The sequence below is a fragment of the Halomonas sp. M4R1S46 genome, assembly GCF_025725685.1.
Classification (GTDB): domain Bacteria; phylum Pseudomonadota; class Gammaproteobacteria; order Pseudomonadales; family Halomonadaceae; genus Halomonas.
In genome coordinates this window covers 3,136,782-3,152,419 of record NZ_CP107008.1, presented here as the reverse complement: position 1 = coordinate 3,152,419, position 15,638 = coordinate 3,136,782, and the positions used below count along the sequence as shown (strand labels likewise).

General features: G+C 55.5%; 12 protein-coding genes and 2 pseudogenes. 11 read left to right on the top strand and 3 right to left on the bottom strand.

Annotation, left to right across the window (positions count from 1 at the left end; genetic code table 11):
* Window positions 1–14: 14 nt before the first annotated feature.
* A pseudogene (locus OCT48_RS14650) lies at window positions 15–316 on the bottom strand (ATP-binding domain-containing protein); the annotation flags it as partial.
* 99 nt (window positions 317–415) lie between these two features.
* Between OCT48_RS14650 and OCT48_RS14645 the strand changes: the two are divergent.
* Window positions 416–1,267, top strand: a complete 852-nt coding sequence (locus OCT48_RS14645; RefSeq protein ID WP_263589866.1) for a GNAT family N-acetyltransferase — start codon at window positions 416–418, stop codon at window positions 1,265–1,267.
* Between the two features lie 44 nt (window positions 1,268–1,311).
* Here OCT48_RS14645 and OCT48_RS14640 read toward each other — a convergent pair.
* Window positions 1,312–1,521: pseudogene (locus OCT48_RS14640) on the bottom strand (ATP-binding domain-containing protein); the annotation flags it as partial.
* A 518-nt stretch (window positions 1,522–2,039) separates the two neighbouring features.
* Between OCT48_RS14640 and OCT48_RS14635 the strand changes: the two are divergent.
* The 6 genes from OCT48_RS14635 (at window position 2,040) to OCT48_RS14610 (ending at window position 10,632) form a co-directional block, all read left to right on the top strand.
* Window positions 2,040–2,279: a hypothetical protein gene (locus tag OCT48_RS14635; RefSeq protein WP_263589864.1), complete on the top strand. Its 240-nt coding sequence runs from the start codon at window positions 2,040–2,042 to the stop codon at window positions 2,277–2,279.
* Window positions 2,280–2,592: 313 nt separating this feature from the next.
* On the top strand, window positions 2,593–4,890 hold the full coding sequence (locus OCT48_RS14630) for a restriction endonuclease (RefSeq protein ID WP_263589863.1): 2,298 nt from the start codon (window positions 2,593–2,595) through the stop codon (window positions 4,888–4,890).
* Window positions 4,891–5,001: 111 nt separating this feature from the next.
* A complete protein-coding gene (locus tag OCT48_RS14625) occupies window positions 5,002–7,194 on the top strand; it encodes an AAA family ATPase (RefSeq protein ID WP_263589862.1) in 2,193 nt (730 codons plus the stop codon).
* Between the two features lie 300 nt (window positions 7,195–7,494).
* On the top strand, window positions 7,495–8,547 hold the full coding sequence (locus OCT48_RS14620) for a DUF2971 domain-containing protein (RefSeq protein WP_263589861.1): 1,053 nt from the start codon (window positions 7,495–7,497) through the stop codon (window positions 8,545–8,547).
* 265 nt (window positions 8,548–8,812) lie between these two features.
* Window positions 8,813–9,214 (top strand): hypothetical protein, encoded by a 402-nt coding sequence (locus OCT48_RS14615; RefSeq protein ID WP_263589860.1) that lies wholly within the window; start codon window positions 8,813–8,815, stop codon window positions 9,212–9,214.
* 941 nt (window positions 9,215–10,155) lie between these two features.
* Window positions 10,156–10,632 (top strand): hypothetical protein, encoded by a 477-nt coding sequence (locus OCT48_RS14610; protein WP_263589859.1) that lies wholly within the window; start codon window positions 10,156–10,158, stop codon window positions 10,630–10,632.
* Here the strand turns inward: OCT48_RS14610 and OCT48_RS14605 are convergent, their stop codons facing one another.
* Window positions 10,633–11,520 carry a hypothetical protein gene (locus OCT48_RS14605; protein WP_263589858.1) on the bottom strand — a complete coding sequence of 296 codons (888 nt, stop codon included), beginning with the start codon at window positions 11,518–11,520 and terminating at the stop codon, window positions 10,633–10,635. It lies immediately after the preceding gene.
* Window positions 11,521–11,639: 119 nt separating this feature from the next.
* On the opposite strand from OCT48_RS14605, the gene OCT48_RS14600 reads away from it, so the two are divergent.
* The 4 genes from OCT48_RS14600 (at window position 11,640) to OCT48_RS14585 (ending at window position 15,493) form a co-directional block, all read left to right on the top strand.
* A complete protein-coding gene (locus tag OCT48_RS14600; protein ID WP_263589857.1) occupies window positions 11,640–12,299 on the top strand; it encodes an SOS response-associated peptidase in 660 nt (219 codons plus the stop codon).
* A 156-nt stretch (window positions 12,300–12,455) separates the two neighbouring features.
* Window positions 12,456–13,508, top strand: a complete 1,053-nt coding sequence (locus OCT48_RS14595) for an endonuclease/exonuclease/phosphatase family protein (RefSeq protein ID WP_263589856.1) — start codon at window positions 12,456–12,458, stop codon at window positions 13,506–13,508.
* Window positions 13,509–13,763: 255 nt separating this feature from the next.
* Window positions 13,764–14,222 carry a LexA family protein gene (locus OCT48_RS14590; protein WP_263589855.1) on the top strand — a complete coding sequence of 153 codons (459 nt, stop codon included), beginning with the start codon at window positions 13,764–13,766 and terminating at the stop codon, window positions 14,220–14,222.
* Entirely contained in the window at window positions 14,219–15,493 is a 1,275-nt protein-coding gene (locus tag OCT48_RS14585; protein WP_263589854.1) for a Y-family DNA polymerase, read from the top strand. Before OCT48_RS14590 ends, OCT48_RS14585 begins: the two co-directional genes overlap by 4 nt.
* Window positions 15,494–15,638 lie beyond the last annotated feature (145 nt).

Below are 15,638 nucleotides of genomic sequence, written 5' to 3'. Positions count from 1 at the left end.
GGAGCCGATGCCTATCAACTCCCCAACCCACTCACCCGCATCACCCGCCGCTGCGCCGCGTCCATCAACTGGCCGCGGCCGGTTTCCACCAGCGTCAGCCAGTGGCGGGGCGGGTGATGCCGGTGTAGACCAGCTCCCGGGTGAGGATGGGGTTCGGCGCGTCGGGCAGCACCAGGGCGGCGTGGGTGAACTCCGAGCCCTGGGACTTGTGCACCGTCATCGCGTGCACCGTCTCCACTGATTGCAGGCGCGAGGGCAGTACCCACTTGATGCGCTCGCTGCCGTCGCTGGCGGGGAAGGCCATCCGCAGCAGGCTGCCCCTGTCATCGTGTGAGGCAGGCGAGGGATACATCGGGCCTGTCCCCGAGGTAGCTTCTAAGCTATCAGGGCGTCTTCATGACTGGCAGAGCCGCCAATGAACGATAACCGCTACAGGATCAGGGTGATGCGTCGCGAAGAGGTGGACCTCGCGATGGAATGGGCCGCACAGGAAGGCTGGAATCCCGGGCTTCACGATGCCGACTGCTATTTTGCCGCCGACCCGAAGGGTTTCCTCATCGGCCTGCTGGGCGATGAGCCCATCGCCACCCTCTCTGTGATCAAATACGACGACGCCTTCGGTTTTCTCGGCTTCTATATCGTCAAGCCGGAATACCGCGGGCAAGGGTATGGGCTTCAACTCTGGAAGGCGGGCATCGACTATCTCCAAGGCCACAACATAGGCCTTGATGGCGTCGTCGATCAGCAGGAAAACTACCGGAAATCCGGTTTCACGCTGGCCTATCGCAACATCCGCTACGAGGGAACGGGGGGCGGCAAGGCTCCCCGGCAGGCGGGCATTGTCGAGCTATCTAGCCTGCCTTTCGAGACCCTTGCCGCCTATGACCGGCCCTTTTTCCCTGCCAACAGGGAACAGTTCACACGCGCCTGGATTAGCCAGCCTGATGGTCATGCGCTTGGCGTGATGCAGGATGACAGGCTGGCTGGTTATGGGGTCATCCGGCAATGCCGGAACGGGTACAAGGTCGGCCCCCTGTTGGCGGACAGCCCGGCATTGGCCGAGTCGCTTTTTCTCGCCTTGAAGGCCCACACGAAGCCATCGGACCCCGTTTTTCTTGATGTGCCAGCCGTCAACCCAGCGGCGGTGGCATTGGCCGAGAAGCATGGCATGAGGGTGTCGTTTGAAACCGCCCGAATGTACCGAGGGGAGATCCCCGACCTGCCGTTAGCTCGCCTCTTTGGCGTGGCGTCTTTTGAAATCGGGTGAGCGCGTTGGCGCGGCTTCCAACCTTCCCGAGCAAGAGGGGGCCTTCAGACCCCCAGCCCACTCACCCGTATCACTCGCCGCAGCGCCGCGTCCATCAGCTGGCCGCGGCCGGTTTCCACCAGCGTTAGCCAGTGGCGGGCGTGGGTGATGCCGGTGTAGACCAGCTCCCGGGTGAGGATGGGGTTCGGCGTGTCGGGCAGCACCAAAGCGGCGTGGGTGAACTCCGAGCCCTGGGACTTGTGCACCGTCATCGCGTGAGAATAATTGGTGCCTGTCCCCGATTGTCCCGTGTCCCCGATTGTCCCGTGAGAATAATTGGTGCCTGTCCCCGATTGTCCCCGATTGTCCGAAAAGGGTGATCTATGGAAACAGCATGTGGATCAAGCGGCTGCATATTACGATAATGCTGGCGGTTTGAATAAGAACCCTCTTACAGTATCAAGGGCTCTAGAGAGTTCCTGGGATTCTGGCCTTTGGTCTGAAGCACTGCAGGATCTTGTAGATGAAATGCTATCAACTTAGGCCAGTAAGCTAACAGTCGGCTGCACTGCGACCGATTTTCCGCCGCTTCGCGGCCCCAAACCGGCGCGTGAGGCGGGCATTATACATCAGGAAAATCTCAATAGCCGCTCTTGGCCGAATGGGAAGCTTTAGCCTACGCTGATGGGAAAGGTGCGGCATCTGACGACCCAAAGCTGACATGGAAGAAAATGCTGCTGACTCGTTCATTGGTGTTATGCATTCGGCGCGATAATCAGTGTGTAAAGGAAATATGAAGAAAGTCGACGAGCGAAACGACAAAAAAATCAAGAGAATTCTGTCGGAAAATCCTCACCTTTCCTATGCTGAAGCCACTCGCGTACTTTTGATGAGGAAGGAAGAGCGCCGTAAAAATAAGCTCGCTAGTGCGCGCACGAAGAAGAATGCTAAAAATGGGAAAAAAGGTACTAAGAGAGATGCGATGTATCAGGTGTTAGGTGGTGGTTTTGAAACAAATCGGCGAAAACATTAAATGGCAGCTTATATCCCACATAACCAAGCGCAGCACTACGCTGCCTACGGACGCTCGCAAGCTCGCGCCGGTGTGCGCGGCGTTATAGGTAATTCTCTATGGATATGAAAATGTTCCAAGAGGAAATTGAAAAGCTAGGAAAGCTAAAGGGGAGCCATGCCTCTTTCTTTAATTGGCATAGAAATGAGAGTCTGTCCCCGAATATGTGTCTGCCGCGCGACGGCGCTTCTGAAGCCGGGTCTCATGGGTCTCATGGGTTTCAGAGCTTGAAGAAATATTTGTGTCTACTTTTGATCAGTAATAGGAATTAGCAGTGGCTTATTACGATTTTAAAAACCTTAGCTTTGCTGATTTTGAGGACCTATCTCGTGATTTAATTGGTAAAGAGCTAGGTGTGAGGTTTGAAGCATTCTCCGAAGGCCCAGATGGCGGAATGGATGGGCGGCACTCTAAAGGCTCAAATCTAACAGTCCTACAGGCAAAACATTATTCAAGTTCTCCGTTCTCGACCTTGAAAAGTAGGATGAGGCGTGAGAGGGAGGCAATTAACAAGCTAAATGCCTCTAGGTACATTTTGGTTACCTCTCACCCTTTATCTCCAATGAAGAAGACTAAATTAGTAGAGGCTTTAGGTGAAGATAATATTGCTGAAAGTGATATTTTTGGTCCAGAGGATTTAAACGCATTAATAAGAAAATTCCCAGATGTAGAAAAGTCACACATAAAGTTATGGTTAGCGAGTGCCTCGGTACTCGAACAAATCATTCATTCAGCTTCTCACGTTTATAACAACCTAACTATAGGAGAAATAGAGGATAAGCTAAAAGTTTATGCACCTAACCCAAGTTTAGGTGAGGGGCAGAAGATACTTGAGAGAAACCATGTTCTCATTATTTCTGGACCTCCCGGTGTAGGTAAAACAACTTTGGCCGAAATGCTTTCATTTGCTTATATTTCTGAGGGTTGGGAGCTAAAAGCCATTCGTTTTCTTGATGATGGATTTTCATCAATAGATGATGCTAAAAAGCAAATATTTATTTTCGATGATTTTCTAGGCCGGGTGGCATTAAATAAACATGCCCTTTCACAAAAGGATTCAGATTTATATAAGTTTTTAACCCGAATTAGAAAATCAGCAAATGCAAGATTTGTCCTCACAACTAGAGCATACATATTTGAAGAAGCTAGGCGTAGCTCTGAGCATTTGGCAAGCCCAGTACTTGATATAAGCAAATATACACTTGATGTTGGGATTTATACTCGCCATATTAAAGCTAGAATTCTATACAATCATCTAGTGGTTTCTCAAGTGCCCAGGCAATACATATCAGCTCTTCTTAGGGATGGGGTGATTAAAAAAGTAGTCGATCATAAAAACTATAATCCAAGAATTATTGAGTGGATGACAGATGAAACAAGATTTGTAGATATTGCTCCAGACGAATACCCCAAATATTTTCTTGATGCGTTAGATAATCCTCAGCGACTGTGGGATACGGCTTTTCGAGACCATCTTACCAAACGATGCCAACACCTCCTTTTAGCTTTGTTTTTCTGCTCTGAATACGGGGTTTCTACTGACGATTTAGAAGCGGTGTATAACGGTCTGCACGCTCGCTTGTCTATGAAGTATGGAGAATCTTACGGCCCAAAAGACTTTGAGGAATCATTAAAAATATTGGAAGGTAGTTTTATTTCCATCAGCAATAGAAAAGTTTCGTTTATTAACCCTTCGCTTAAGGACTATTTGTCAGAATATTTAATGGATCCAACTTTAATATCTGAATTTCCACCTTGTGCTGTACGTACCGATTGGGCCAGTGCTTTATGGTCATTTGGAAAGAAATTACTTAATAGTGGTGAGTATCAACTAACAACATATTCCATCTCTTTTAGGGATGTAGCAAAAATGTTTTTAGAACTTCCTGTGTGGAAGCGGGAAGAAACAAGTATTGGCTACAGCATAAGTATAGCAGGCCTTTCTAATACGGATAGAATCCTATTATTGCTGGAATGGTGGCAGGTAACAAAATGCCAGGAATTTTCGAGCTATGCGTTATTTTTATCTTATAACCCAGTTGACGGCTTAAGTCCATGGAGAGATGGGGATGAAGCTGTAGAGCTTATATACAAACTAAGGGATGGTGATTATTATAAAGAACTTTCTTGTGCGGATGAATTGGCTGATGCTTTAGAATCCTCTTTCAAGTTAATGCTTGAACAATCCCTGGCTTCTGATGACTTAGAAAGAATATCTGACACAATTGATGAATGGGGATGCCACTTGAGCGCTGACGTGAACGATGTGTTCTTAGAGTTAATACAAAGGGAGTTTGACGATGTGTCCGAGATTGTTTCAGATATTGATTCTGAATCAACATTGCAAGATCACATTGAGATGCTTAAAAAGCTAGGAGAACGAAGAGGGATTGAGGGTTCAGATATCGATAAGGCAATCGAGGTTGTAGATTCACGCATTTTAGAAGTTCAAGAGGAAGAGGCGGAGTTAGAGGCCCATGCCCCGACATTGGGCAATAGAAAAGAAGGTTTGTATCAATTTGATGATGCAGCACTTCTTAATCTATTTAAGCCTTTATTAGATGTGGAGTAATAATTTCCGCTTTTGGCTGCATCCTTAACTTCAGGCTATACCAGATAGGTCTGGTGCAGCAACTGACGACCCAAAGCTGACATAATCACAACTATAGAGGAGGTCGATTGAGTGCCGTTTCAAACGCTTTCCCTCAAGCTACAACACTGCTACGGAATCCAAAGTTTGGATGAGATTCTTGAAGCAGACAAGAACGGGACGTTCGCCATTTATGCAGCGAACGGCACGATGAAGACATCGCTTTCAAGGACGTTCCAAGACCTTGCATCCGGAAGACTCCCGTCTGATGAAATGTACCCGGATCGGGAAACGATTTGCGAGGTTAGAACTGAGTCAGGAACCTCACTTGATGCCGACCAGATTGTTGTGATACCGCCCTACACGGAATCATTTGGCCAGACGGCAAGGGTGTCGACCCTCCTCGTCAATCCGCAGCTTCGAGATCGGTATCAGACTATTGAGGTCGACCTGGCCGAAAAGGTCGAGTGCTTCATTAAGGACATGCAATCCACCTGTGGAAAACGGAAGGGGGTTGAGGAAGAAATCTCAAGCACCTTCATGGGGGGGAAGACGAATGCCCTGCTTGATGCCCTCTGTAGAGTCAAGGATGAAGTCGGCGAGTCTGATGACGCCCCGTTCTCGGAGATTCCATACTCTGACTTGTTCAACGACAAGGTGAAGGAGCTACTCGGAAAAACCGAAGTCCAAGAGCTCTTGAAGGATTATGTGGCTAGACTCAACACCTTGCTGGATGAATCCCAGTTCTTCAGTCGGGATACTTTTTCGTACTACGGTGCGGAGCAAGTGGCGTTCGCTCTGGACAAGCATGGTTTCTTTGAAGCGAACCATGCAGTTGAATTACGTTCCGAAACGGCTGAGGGCGAACCTACGACGCGGATTGCGTCAAAGGAGGACCTTGCGCAACTAGTGCAAGCCGAGAAGGATAGAATTTCCGATGACGAAGGCCTTAAGCAAAAGTATGACCGTATCGGAAAACTTCTGGAGGCAAATGACCAGGTCAGAAAATTCAAGGCCTGCCTCGATTGCCACCCCGAGATTGTTCCGATGCTGGCCAACTATCAACAGTTGAAGCAAGAAGTTTGGCTCTCATACTTTGTCGCGAACAAGGACTCCTTCCAGGCGCTGGTAAATGCCTACGAAGCGGCCAGAGTCGAACGAACCGAGATTCAAGAACAGGCCAAGCAGGAGCAAACGCAATGGGAATACGTTATTGATGTTTTTAATCAGCGATTCTCCGTTCCTTTCCGTCTAGAAGCGAAGAACCGCGTGGATCTCGTGCTTGGCAAAGTCAATGCTATGGAGCTGGGTTTCAAGTTCCAAGAGGCTGCAGCGGCGCCGGTCGACGTTGAGCGTGATGTGCTTCTGAAGGCATTGAGTCAGGGGGAGCGACGAGCAATGTATCTCCTAGATGTGTTGTTCGAAGTGGAAGCTCGGCGCAAGGAAAACATGCCGACCCTATTCGTCTTCGATGACGTTGCCGATTCGTTTGATTACAAGAATAAGTATGCCATCGTTCGCTACTTGGAAGAAATCAGAGAATGGTCTGAAGCCAGGGCAATCATTCTTACGCACAATTTTGACTTTTTGCGGTCCGTGAACGGAAGCGTTGTGGCTAGGAGCCGCTGCAAGATCGCTATGAAGGGAAGCGATGGAATCCGCCTCGCGCAAATCGAGGGGTTGAACAACATCTTCGTTAAGGATTGGAAAGTGCACTTCGAAGAAGACGCACTGAAGCGCCTCGCATCAATCCCTTTTATGCGAAATCTAGTCGAATACACGAGCGGCGAGGGAAGTGAGAATTATGCACTTCTCACGGCGCTTCTGCATTGGAAAGACGGGACAGACAAAGTAATCAATGCGCAATTGGATAACGTCTACAATGAATTATTTGACGCGGACGTTGCGTGGCCAGAGCCGAACAAACCCGTATGGGGCCTCATCCTAGAAACGGCGGATTATTGCATAGGGGCCGGCGAGGGAATGAACTTCCCCAACAAGGTGGTCTTGGCCATGGCATGCCGACTCTTAGCTGACAAGCACATGCTCGCGGTTCTTGGGGAAAACCAGGGGATCAACCTCGACAGGAACCAGACACGGCGCTTGTTCAACGCGTTTCGAGACGAGCATGGTGTGACCCACGAATCCTATGATCCCTTGCATAGGACAGTCCTAATCACGCCAGAGCATCTACACCTGAACGCCTTCATGTATGAGCCACTGATCGACATTGCCGAAGACGACCTGCGCCAGCTGTACCGTGATCTCAAGGACTTGGATGTTTGATTGGCTGCACGAATGCGATCCGAGTCCTCTGCGATGGGCTACTGGCAGTCCAACCCTAGGGAGGGTATGCGTTTCCGCTAACAAATCGCTCAACAGGACCTCGTGTCGCTCAGCGCGTTATCTCAACCGTCAGCTGCCACAAATCGTCTGCTTATGGCCGAAACTAGCTATCCGTAAGTAATTGGGTGCGTGTATTTTTTCAGACAAGCGGGGTAAAGTAGAATGTCCCTAAGGTATTTGTGCGTCTAAGTGAACGCACCTGAGAACAGCTTAATTTCATTCAACTATGCGAGGTCACAGGTGTCGAGCTACTTCAAATACAAGCCTCTGAATTTGGATGCGGCTGGGAGGTTAGACGAAAGGTCTATCCAGAATGTAATTGAGCCAATTGCGGAAAGTTACTTCTACCTTCCGGCAAGGACGCTGCTCAATGATCCAAATGAAGGGATTTTTAACAATCAACTTCAGGATGGTATTAATACCTTTCTTCAAAGTGTGACAGCATTCGGAGAACGTGCCGAGTTATCAAGGTCTCTATATGACGCAGCTCGACAAATTGTGCAATCTACAGACAATAGCGGTGTTTTTTCCCTATCGAAGAACCCTGTTGACGAGCTTATGTGGTCTCACTACGGTAATAGTCATTGCGGTCTTGTAATTGAATATGATCTTGACCTTCTCAAGCGGTTCGCACCTAAAGGTCACATACACTGCTTCGATGTTTGCTACAAGGAACATCCGCCAACCTTAGATCTGAGGTGCCTGCTACAAAATGCTGATGAAGTTGTAAGAGCGATGCTTGGGCACAAGTCGCCCCGTTGGTGTAATGAGGAGGAGTTTCGCGTTCTTCTGGATAACCTTAATGGTCAAGTCCCTCACGACTTTCGAGCTGTAAGAAGTATTACTTTTGGCCTAAACGTAAGTGGAGAAGTTAGAGCGAAAATCTACGAGATGACCAAGAAACGGGTGCCTAAATTCTTTGAAGTCATTCGGGTTCATGGGTCTTATCGGTTTGAGAAAAAATTACTGGAAGAATTTTCGGGAAACAATCCTACCATAAAAAACCCTTCCATTGACTGGAGTAGGTGCTTTGAAAAAGTAGATCAGGAATACAAAGAAAAAGCCATTAGAATAGCCCAGGAAATAGTGAGCAGTGATCCGCACTTCAAAGAGTTAATCCTAGCTGAGCTTTCAACGGTAGACCCCTCTCAGGCAGTTGTGCAATACGAGGTTGAGCACAGTATGGAGCTATCGCCGTGCTCAAAGTATACCAATGAATATTTCCCCTTGTGGAAGTACACCCTATATTCGTTGAGGCCTGAGCGCGGGCCCTTGGATGACGAGACACTGTAATTCAGAGGTCCAGATCATGGATACCGTATAACCGGGTCGTGCAACCGGCCGCCTTCGGCGGCGGCTGACGGCCCGGTCCATTATATATCAGGGTGTTCTCAACGTCCGTTCTTGGCCGAGAGCAGTACCCTCACTTCGGCACAGTGATTAAGTGATGTGCATCACCATTCGGAGTATAGATGGCAGGGAGACGGTCGTCAGAGTGGAGATGATGAACCGTGACCTATCCTAAGATAATGGAATACGTAGCCCAGAAGGTACAGGCATGAGACACGCAACCACACACGATTCCACAAACCCTGCCTTGGCCAGGGTCGGCCTTAAGACTGCCGTGTTAATTCTAGAAAAGTGGGGTGCGGCCAACGAGCAGGGATCCGCTATCCTGGGTATCGATTTGGATACCTACGTCAGGGTAGCAGAGCAGGATGTCGTTGGAGATATCTGCCTCGAAGAGGAGCAGCTGACCCGCATCAGTATGATTTTGAACCTTCATGCCACGCTGCGAGTGGTGTTCGATAATCCCCACAATTGCTACGGTTTCATGGGAATGGCCAATCACAATGGCTTTTTCAATGGCCGTTCCCCATTGGAGGTCATGGCCCAGGGGGATTTTCGTTCACTCGATGAGACCTATCGGCGCATCCTAGCCATGCCGGGTTCCTGGTAGGCAAACGGAAATCATCAACCTGGGTTGTCGAGATTGCATGGGCAGTAGTGGCGATATGTCGTAGTGATTCCCCCGCCATAGCTGCACTGGATATAGTGCAGCCATCAGGAGGATTAGGATGAGCGACGACAACCCGATCAAGTAATGGACTGCCAAGCGTAAGGCCGCCGTGGCCCTTGACGAGGTGTCCATGGGCTGGGAATGGCTGGGGGAGCCCAACGAAGGACGCTGCCACCTGTTCATGAACTTCGAGGTGTACCCCCTGGCCGATCCCTCTTGGCAATGTTGAGTATTCCACCAGTATTGATCAAGAAGCTACGAAACGCATTGGCGGAAAAGGATTATCATGTTTTATCGGAAATCCGATAATTGCCGCTAATCGATGCTTCGCATCGGCCACCAGATGGCCACTTCTAGTCCTCGATGAGAGGAGAGCCTGGTGCCAGGTTGCTTTGCTCGTCGGTAAGGAAAGCTTCGCCTCAGGCTCTGCCCGTGCTGGCCGGTGGATCTACGAGGACGAGCCTCTCGGGGCAGAGGGATGAGCCGCATATGCCCCCTTGTAGCTCACGACATGAGCGAATAATACCCGTATTTCGACACAATCCACATAGCTAGGGGCCGATAGCAGCTGCCACGTGAATATTGCTCCAGCTCGGCCTGGTTCACCGGCTCGTCCTTTTCGCTGGACCCCGCTTCGTTCAGGGCTGTCTCGGTGGCACTGGTCCTGCGCTTTCCCCGTCGGCACACTCGCGCTCGCGCCAAGGTCGGCTCGTGCCTCTCCCGGCGTGAGCGCTGCCCAGCCGTCCAGCGCTCACCCATAGTTGCTTCAGCGAGCCTCCTCCCCTTGATGCCATCCGCCGTGCCGATAGCCCTATGCCAGCCATGTCGAGCCCCGGCCGCTTTGCTATCGTGTGGGTGATGCATGGCCAGGAGGGCGAGGCATGCGGAATCCCAGGCAGAAGTGGAAGGCCTATCAGCTGCACGAGTGGGGCTGGTCGCTGGAGGAGATTGCCACTGCCTTCCAGGTGAAGCCTGACACAGCGGCGAGTTGGATCGACCATGGACCGGAGGCCTACCGCGAACTCCACCCCTGGCACGAGGGGCTGCCCACCCGGTTGGCGAACTACCTCAAGGCCATGGGGCTGCATTCCCGCGAGGAAGTGCAGCACGCTTTCCAGCGTGGGCAACTCTATGCGGGTGTCGAGAACGGGCTGGGGGAGATGAGGTACCGGGAGATCATCGACTGGCTGGGAGCCGATGAGTCACCCTCGCACTGGCAAGCGCCGCCGCCGCTCGTGCTCGACCTGTCGCCGCGGGCGCACCAGGTGCTCCGCTACCTGGCCCGGCGCCGCGGCGTATCGCGGGATGACATCATCGAGCGCCTGGTGCTGGAGGCTGCCGGCGACCTGGAAGACTGATCAGCCGGACACTGCGGCCAACCACGCCTTGCCCTCCGAACTCCCCTCACAGAACGAGCGATACACCTCCCCCAACGGAAACACCAGATGATCACCGACTTTCGAGGGGGCATCACATCGGCAGAACAGGATGGTTTCGGCGCCATCCCGATCATAGGCATCGAGCTTACCCAGCTTGCCGTTCCTCTTACTCTGTTCGAGCGTGTGGTAGGTGACTTGGGCAACCACCGGCTGGCCTGTGGGCGAGAGGCCGAAGATGTCGACATCCGGCATGGTGCGACCGATCGGGGCGAGTGTGGATTGCAACACTGGCAGCCCTGCCTCGGCGGCGGCCGACGTCCGCAAGAACTCCATGCACATCACTTCCTGAAGGTCGGGCGTCAGGCTGTCCACGCCTCCAGAGGACTCCCCTTCGAGAAGGGCTTGCACGCGCTTGTTTATCTTGTGCCATTGGCAGATCGTTCCCTGACGAGGTTGAACCGTCGACAGCGGCAGGCTCTCTGTGGCGGAGAGATTGATCACCTTGTCGAGCCGAATCACCTTGAGCACAGCTTCGCGACCCTGGAGACTGTGCTTCTTCCCCCACGTCCCTCGCAGTAGTTGGATCTGACTGCCGGGCCGGACGACGCCAAGCTTGGCGCCAGGTATGCCACGGTAGGTAGAGTAGACATAGCCGCCCTCATCCCCGAGGTTCTTCAAGATGGACAGGCTGCTCCGGCCACTGCTGACGTAGTCCTCAGGGTCGAGACTGGCGTTATCTTCTTCGAGTAGGCTGCCATGCCGGTCGTGGGGGTAATGGATTCCGGCATACTGCTCATCCCACATATGCTTGAGCATTGCCTGGTCGATATCGAGTTCAGAGCTGTGGCGGATGAAATAGGTCTTCATGTGTTTCCCTGTGCGGCCCATCGGAGTTCCCTGGTCCGCCAATCATGGCACATGTATATTTCGCTTATATAGTAACCGGCCTTGGGAATTCGGTTGTGTGGTCGAAGAGGAGAGACGGCATGTGCGGACGCTTCGCCCTGTTCAGCCGGCCACCGGCCGTGTCACGGTGGCTCGGCCTGCCTGAGCCTGAGGCGGCCTGGCAGCCCCGCTACAACATCTCCCCCGGCACCTGGATCGCCGGAATCTGCCGCCCCGAGCCCGACGCCGAGCCGCGCTTCGACCGCCTGTGGTGGGGCTACCGGCCCCACTGGGCCGGCCAGAGTGGCCCGGAGCCGATCAACGCCCGTGCCGAGCGGCTGGACACGTCGAAGTACTTCCGCGGCGCCTTCCACAAACACCGCTGCCTGATCCCCGCCGATGGCTGGTACGAGTGGAAGCCGGCGGAGGGCGGCAAGCAACCGTATTTCCTTTGTCGCGAGGACCGGCAGCCGCTGTTTCTGGGCGCGATCTGGGAGCGCTATGCGGATGAGACGGCCTGCTGCGCGATCATCACCGAGCCCGCTCGCGGCATCGCCCGTGACATCCACGATCGCATGCCCCTGGTGCTCGATGACGACAGCCTCGCCGCCTGGCTCGACCCGGCGTTGACCGAGCGCGAGGCCATCCGCTCGGCGGTGCACCATCTCGACGCCGGGACGCTCACAGTCTGGCCGGTGTCGACCCGCGTGAACCGTGTCGCCCACGAGGGTGCCGATCTCATCGAGCCCGTGACCCTCTAGCGCATCGACGGCCTCTTGGCATGCCCGACACGAGAGACAACCTGCCCCCCGTCTCGCTGGGGCGTCTCGATATCAGTGATTGCCCACTTGCCTGGTCCGAAGCGATTGATCTTCCCCGACGCCATCGCCACCATGGCGATTTTGCATGGAGGCAGGATGCGCATTCGATGGCTCGTGACGCTGGTCGTCATGACCCCGCCGGCCGCGCCGGCCGATGTTCTCATCGGCAGCTGGAACATCGAGCATTTGGGGTGGAACAACGACAAGGCCTTCCCCGAGGTGGCGCACGTCGCCAATCACTTCGATCTCCTGGCGATCCAGGAACTGATGGACACCTCGGCCCTGGCACGCCTGGAGTCGACCCTCGAGGCGGTGTCCGGCGAGGCGTGGTCGTCGATGGCCAGCCAGGAGCTGGGCCGGAGTTCCTACACCGAGCACTATGGCTTCCTGTGGCGCGAGAGCGAGGTGGCCTACGCGGACGGCGCGGTGGTCTTCCTCGACCACGGCGATGTCTTCAGCCGCGAGCCCTACTCAGCCCGCTTCCGTGACCGCGACACCGACCTGGTCTTCACCGCCGCCACCGTCCATGTGGTCTACGGCGACAGTGTCGGCGACCGCTTGCCTGAGATCGACGCCCTGGCCGACTACTGGGACTGGCTGGGCGAGACCTTCCCGGACACGCCGCGTCTGCTGATGGGCGACTTCAACCTGGCGCCGGATCATGACGGTTGGGCGCCGCTGCGTGAACGCGGCGCCCAGCCGGCGATCACCGCGGGACGCACGACCCTAGCCACTACTATCGGCGAGTACGCCAACCTCTACGACAATCTGTGGTACGACGCCGAGCGCCTGAGCCCCAGCGGCCACGGCATCCTGCGCTTCCCGGATCTGCTGCCGCTGGACCATGACACGGCCCGCGAGCGCATCTCGGACCATGTCCCGGTGTACCTCGGTCTCGGCGGGGCCGATCTGACGCCGATCCGCGCTGCGGCCGGCCGCCAGGCGACGAGGGAGAGCCCGCGCTGCATCAGTCTCAACGACAGCGTCGCCACCACCCTGGAGCGACTGCCGCATGTGGGGCCAGCGCGAGCCGACGCCATCATCGCCGGTCGCCCCTGGGATTCCCCCGACGACCTCACGGCCATCCGCGGCATCGGTGGCGAGCGACTCGCTGACATCCGCGGCAGCGGCTTGCTCTGCAGTGGATGAGACGGGTCGACGCCTGGGACTCGGCGATGATCCACAGCTGCCGTCGTCGATCGCGCGCGGCAGGCGGCGCTGGCGTGTCCTATGCGATGCGGAGCCGGCGGGTATGGCCCCCTGAGCCGCGCATGCCAGGCCTGACAGTGGGGCTCCAGACGCCATCGGCCCGCCGGCCCTCGATCTGGGGGCTTTTTCGGCTTGCAGGATGTGTTTGCGGCTCGGATACTGTATGTATATATAGTATTCGCAGGAGCATATGGCATGTCATTGACCCTGGACACTCCCGCCGGCGTGCTCGGCCACGCCGCAGCCAACGCCGGCGGCAACACCCAGCCGCTGCTCGGCAGCCGCGTCAGGGCGGGCTTCCCTAGCCCCGCCGATGATCACCTCGATACCGACATCGACCTGCACACCCATGTGGTCAAGCGACCGGCGGCGACCTTCTTCGTGCGCGCCGAGGGCGATTCCATGCGCGGTGACGGCATCCACCACGGCGACCTGCTGGTGGTCGACCGCAGCCTGGAGCCGTGTCCGGGCCGGGTAGTGATCATCGCCCTGGACGGCGAACTGACCGTCAAGCGCCTCGAGAAAGTGGGACAGCGCTACTATCTGGTCGCGGCCAACCCGAGTTTCCGGCCGATGCCGCTGGAGGGCCGAGAAGCCCATGTCTGGGGCGTGGTCACCCACGTCGTCCACGCGTTACCGGGCGCGCCGGCATGATCGCCCTGGTCGACTGCAACAACTTCTACGTCAGCTGCGAGCGGGTCTTCGATCCCCGGCTCGAAGGGCGCTCGGTCGGCGTGCTCTCCAACAACGACGGCTGTATCGTCGCCCGCAGTAACGAGCTCAAGAGCCTGGGTGTCGAAATGGGCGCGGCCATGCACCTGCTGCCACCGCACATCCGCCGCCAGGCCGTGCTGCTGTCCAGCAACTACGCGCTATACGGCGACATGAGCCGGCGGGTGACGCAGACGCTCGGCGAGTTCTCGCCGCATGTCGAGGTCTACTCCATCGACGAGAGCTTCGTCGGCTTCCAGGGCTTCGACCCAGCCACGCTGGAAGAACGCGGCCAGCGCCTGCGCGAGACGGTGAAGCAGTGGACGGGGATTCCGGTGTCGGTGGGCCTTGCACCGACCCGGGTGCTGGCCAAGGTGGCCAACCGGGCGGCCAAGAAGATTCCCGCCTACGAGGGCGTTTGCCTGCTGGATGCTGACGGGCCCGCCACGCGGTCGCTGCTTCACGAACTGCCCGTGACCGAGCTCTGGGGCGTGGCCGGGCGCACCGGTGAGCGCCTGGCCCTGATGGGCATCGAAACCGCCTGGCAGCTGCACGAGGCCGACCCCAAGCGGATCCGTCGCGCCTTCTCGGTAGTTTCGGAGCGCATCGTCTGGGAGCTGCGCGGCCACCCCGCTGTCACGGTCGATGACATGGCCGTGCCGAAGCAGCAGATCATGGTCTCGCGCTCCTTCGGGCGCCTGACCGGCGATCCCGCCGATCTGCGTGAAGCCGTTCGGCAGCACGCCGCCCGCGCCGGGGAGAAGCTGCGCCGCCAGGGCAGCGTGACCAGCGCGGTGATGGTGTTCGTGCGCACCAATCCCTTCCAGCCGAGCCAGCCCCAGTACCGCAACAGCGTCGTGGTGCCCCTGGCGCGGCCCTGCGACGACACCCGAGACATCGCCCACGCCGCCGCCCGCGGCCTCGCCGCCATCTACCTCCCGGGCTACCGCTATCAGAAGGTCGGCGTGATGCTGCTCGACCTCACCGCCGACGCCCACCGCCAGCTTTCGCTGGATGAGACCCCACAGAGTGAGTCCGAGCGCATCCGCCGTCAGTGCTTGATGGCTACCGTCGACAAACTGAATCGTGAGCTGGGGAGGGACAAGGTGAGACTAGGGTTACCTAGGCAAGACAATGCCTGGGGGCTACGGTGTGAAAGGAGGTCGCCGAGGTACACGACGCGCTGGAGCGAGCTGGTCAGGGTGAAATCTTGAGGGAACGTATGCAACTTAGCCAGCGTAGAATCTCATGCGGGATGCAGCCAAAGGAGGCGCTTTAGCGTGCGATCCATGACAGCTGACGACCCTAAGCGGCCATGCCGGTAAAGGCAGCGAGCACGTTCATTGGGGATATGCAGCA

Excerpts from the sequence above, each read along its gene's own strand:
- OCT48_RS14645 (WP_263589866.1), top strand. The coding sequence starts at position 416 with ATGAACGATAACCGCTACAGGATCAGGGTGATGCGTCGCGAAGAGGTG.
- OCT48_RS14635 (WP_263589864.1), top strand. The coding sequence starts at position 2,040 with ATGAAGAAAGTCGACGAGCGAAACGACAAAAAAATCAAGAGAATTCTG.
- OCT48_RS14615 (WP_263589860.1), top strand. The coding sequence starts at position 8,813 with ATGAGACACGCAACCACACACGATTCCACAAACCCTGCCTTGGCCAGG.
- OCT48_RS14610 (WP_263589859.1), top strand. The coding sequence starts at position 10,156 with ATGCGGAATCCCAGGCAGAAGTGGAAGGCCTATCAGCTGCACGAGTGG.
- OCT48_RS14605 (WP_263589858.1), bottom strand. The coding sequence starts at position 11,520 with ATGAAGACCTATTTCATCCGCCACAGCTCTGAACTCGATATCGACCAG.
- OCT48_RS14600 (WP_263589857.1), top strand. The coding sequence starts at position 11,640 with ATGTGCGGACGCTTCGCCCTGTTCAGCCGGCCACCGGCCGTGTCACGG.
- OCT48_RS14595 (WP_263589856.1), top strand. The coding sequence starts at position 12,456 with ATGCGCATTCGATGGCTCGTGACGCTGGTCGTCATGACCCCGCCGGCC.
- OCT48_RS14590 (WP_263589855.1), top strand. The coding sequence starts at position 13,764 with ATGTCATTGACCCTGGACACTCCCGCCGGCGTGCTCGGCCACGCCGCA.
- OCT48_RS14585 (WP_263589854.1), top strand. The coding sequence starts at position 14,219 with ATGATCGCCCTGGTCGACTGCAACAACTTCTACGTCAGCTGCGAGCGG.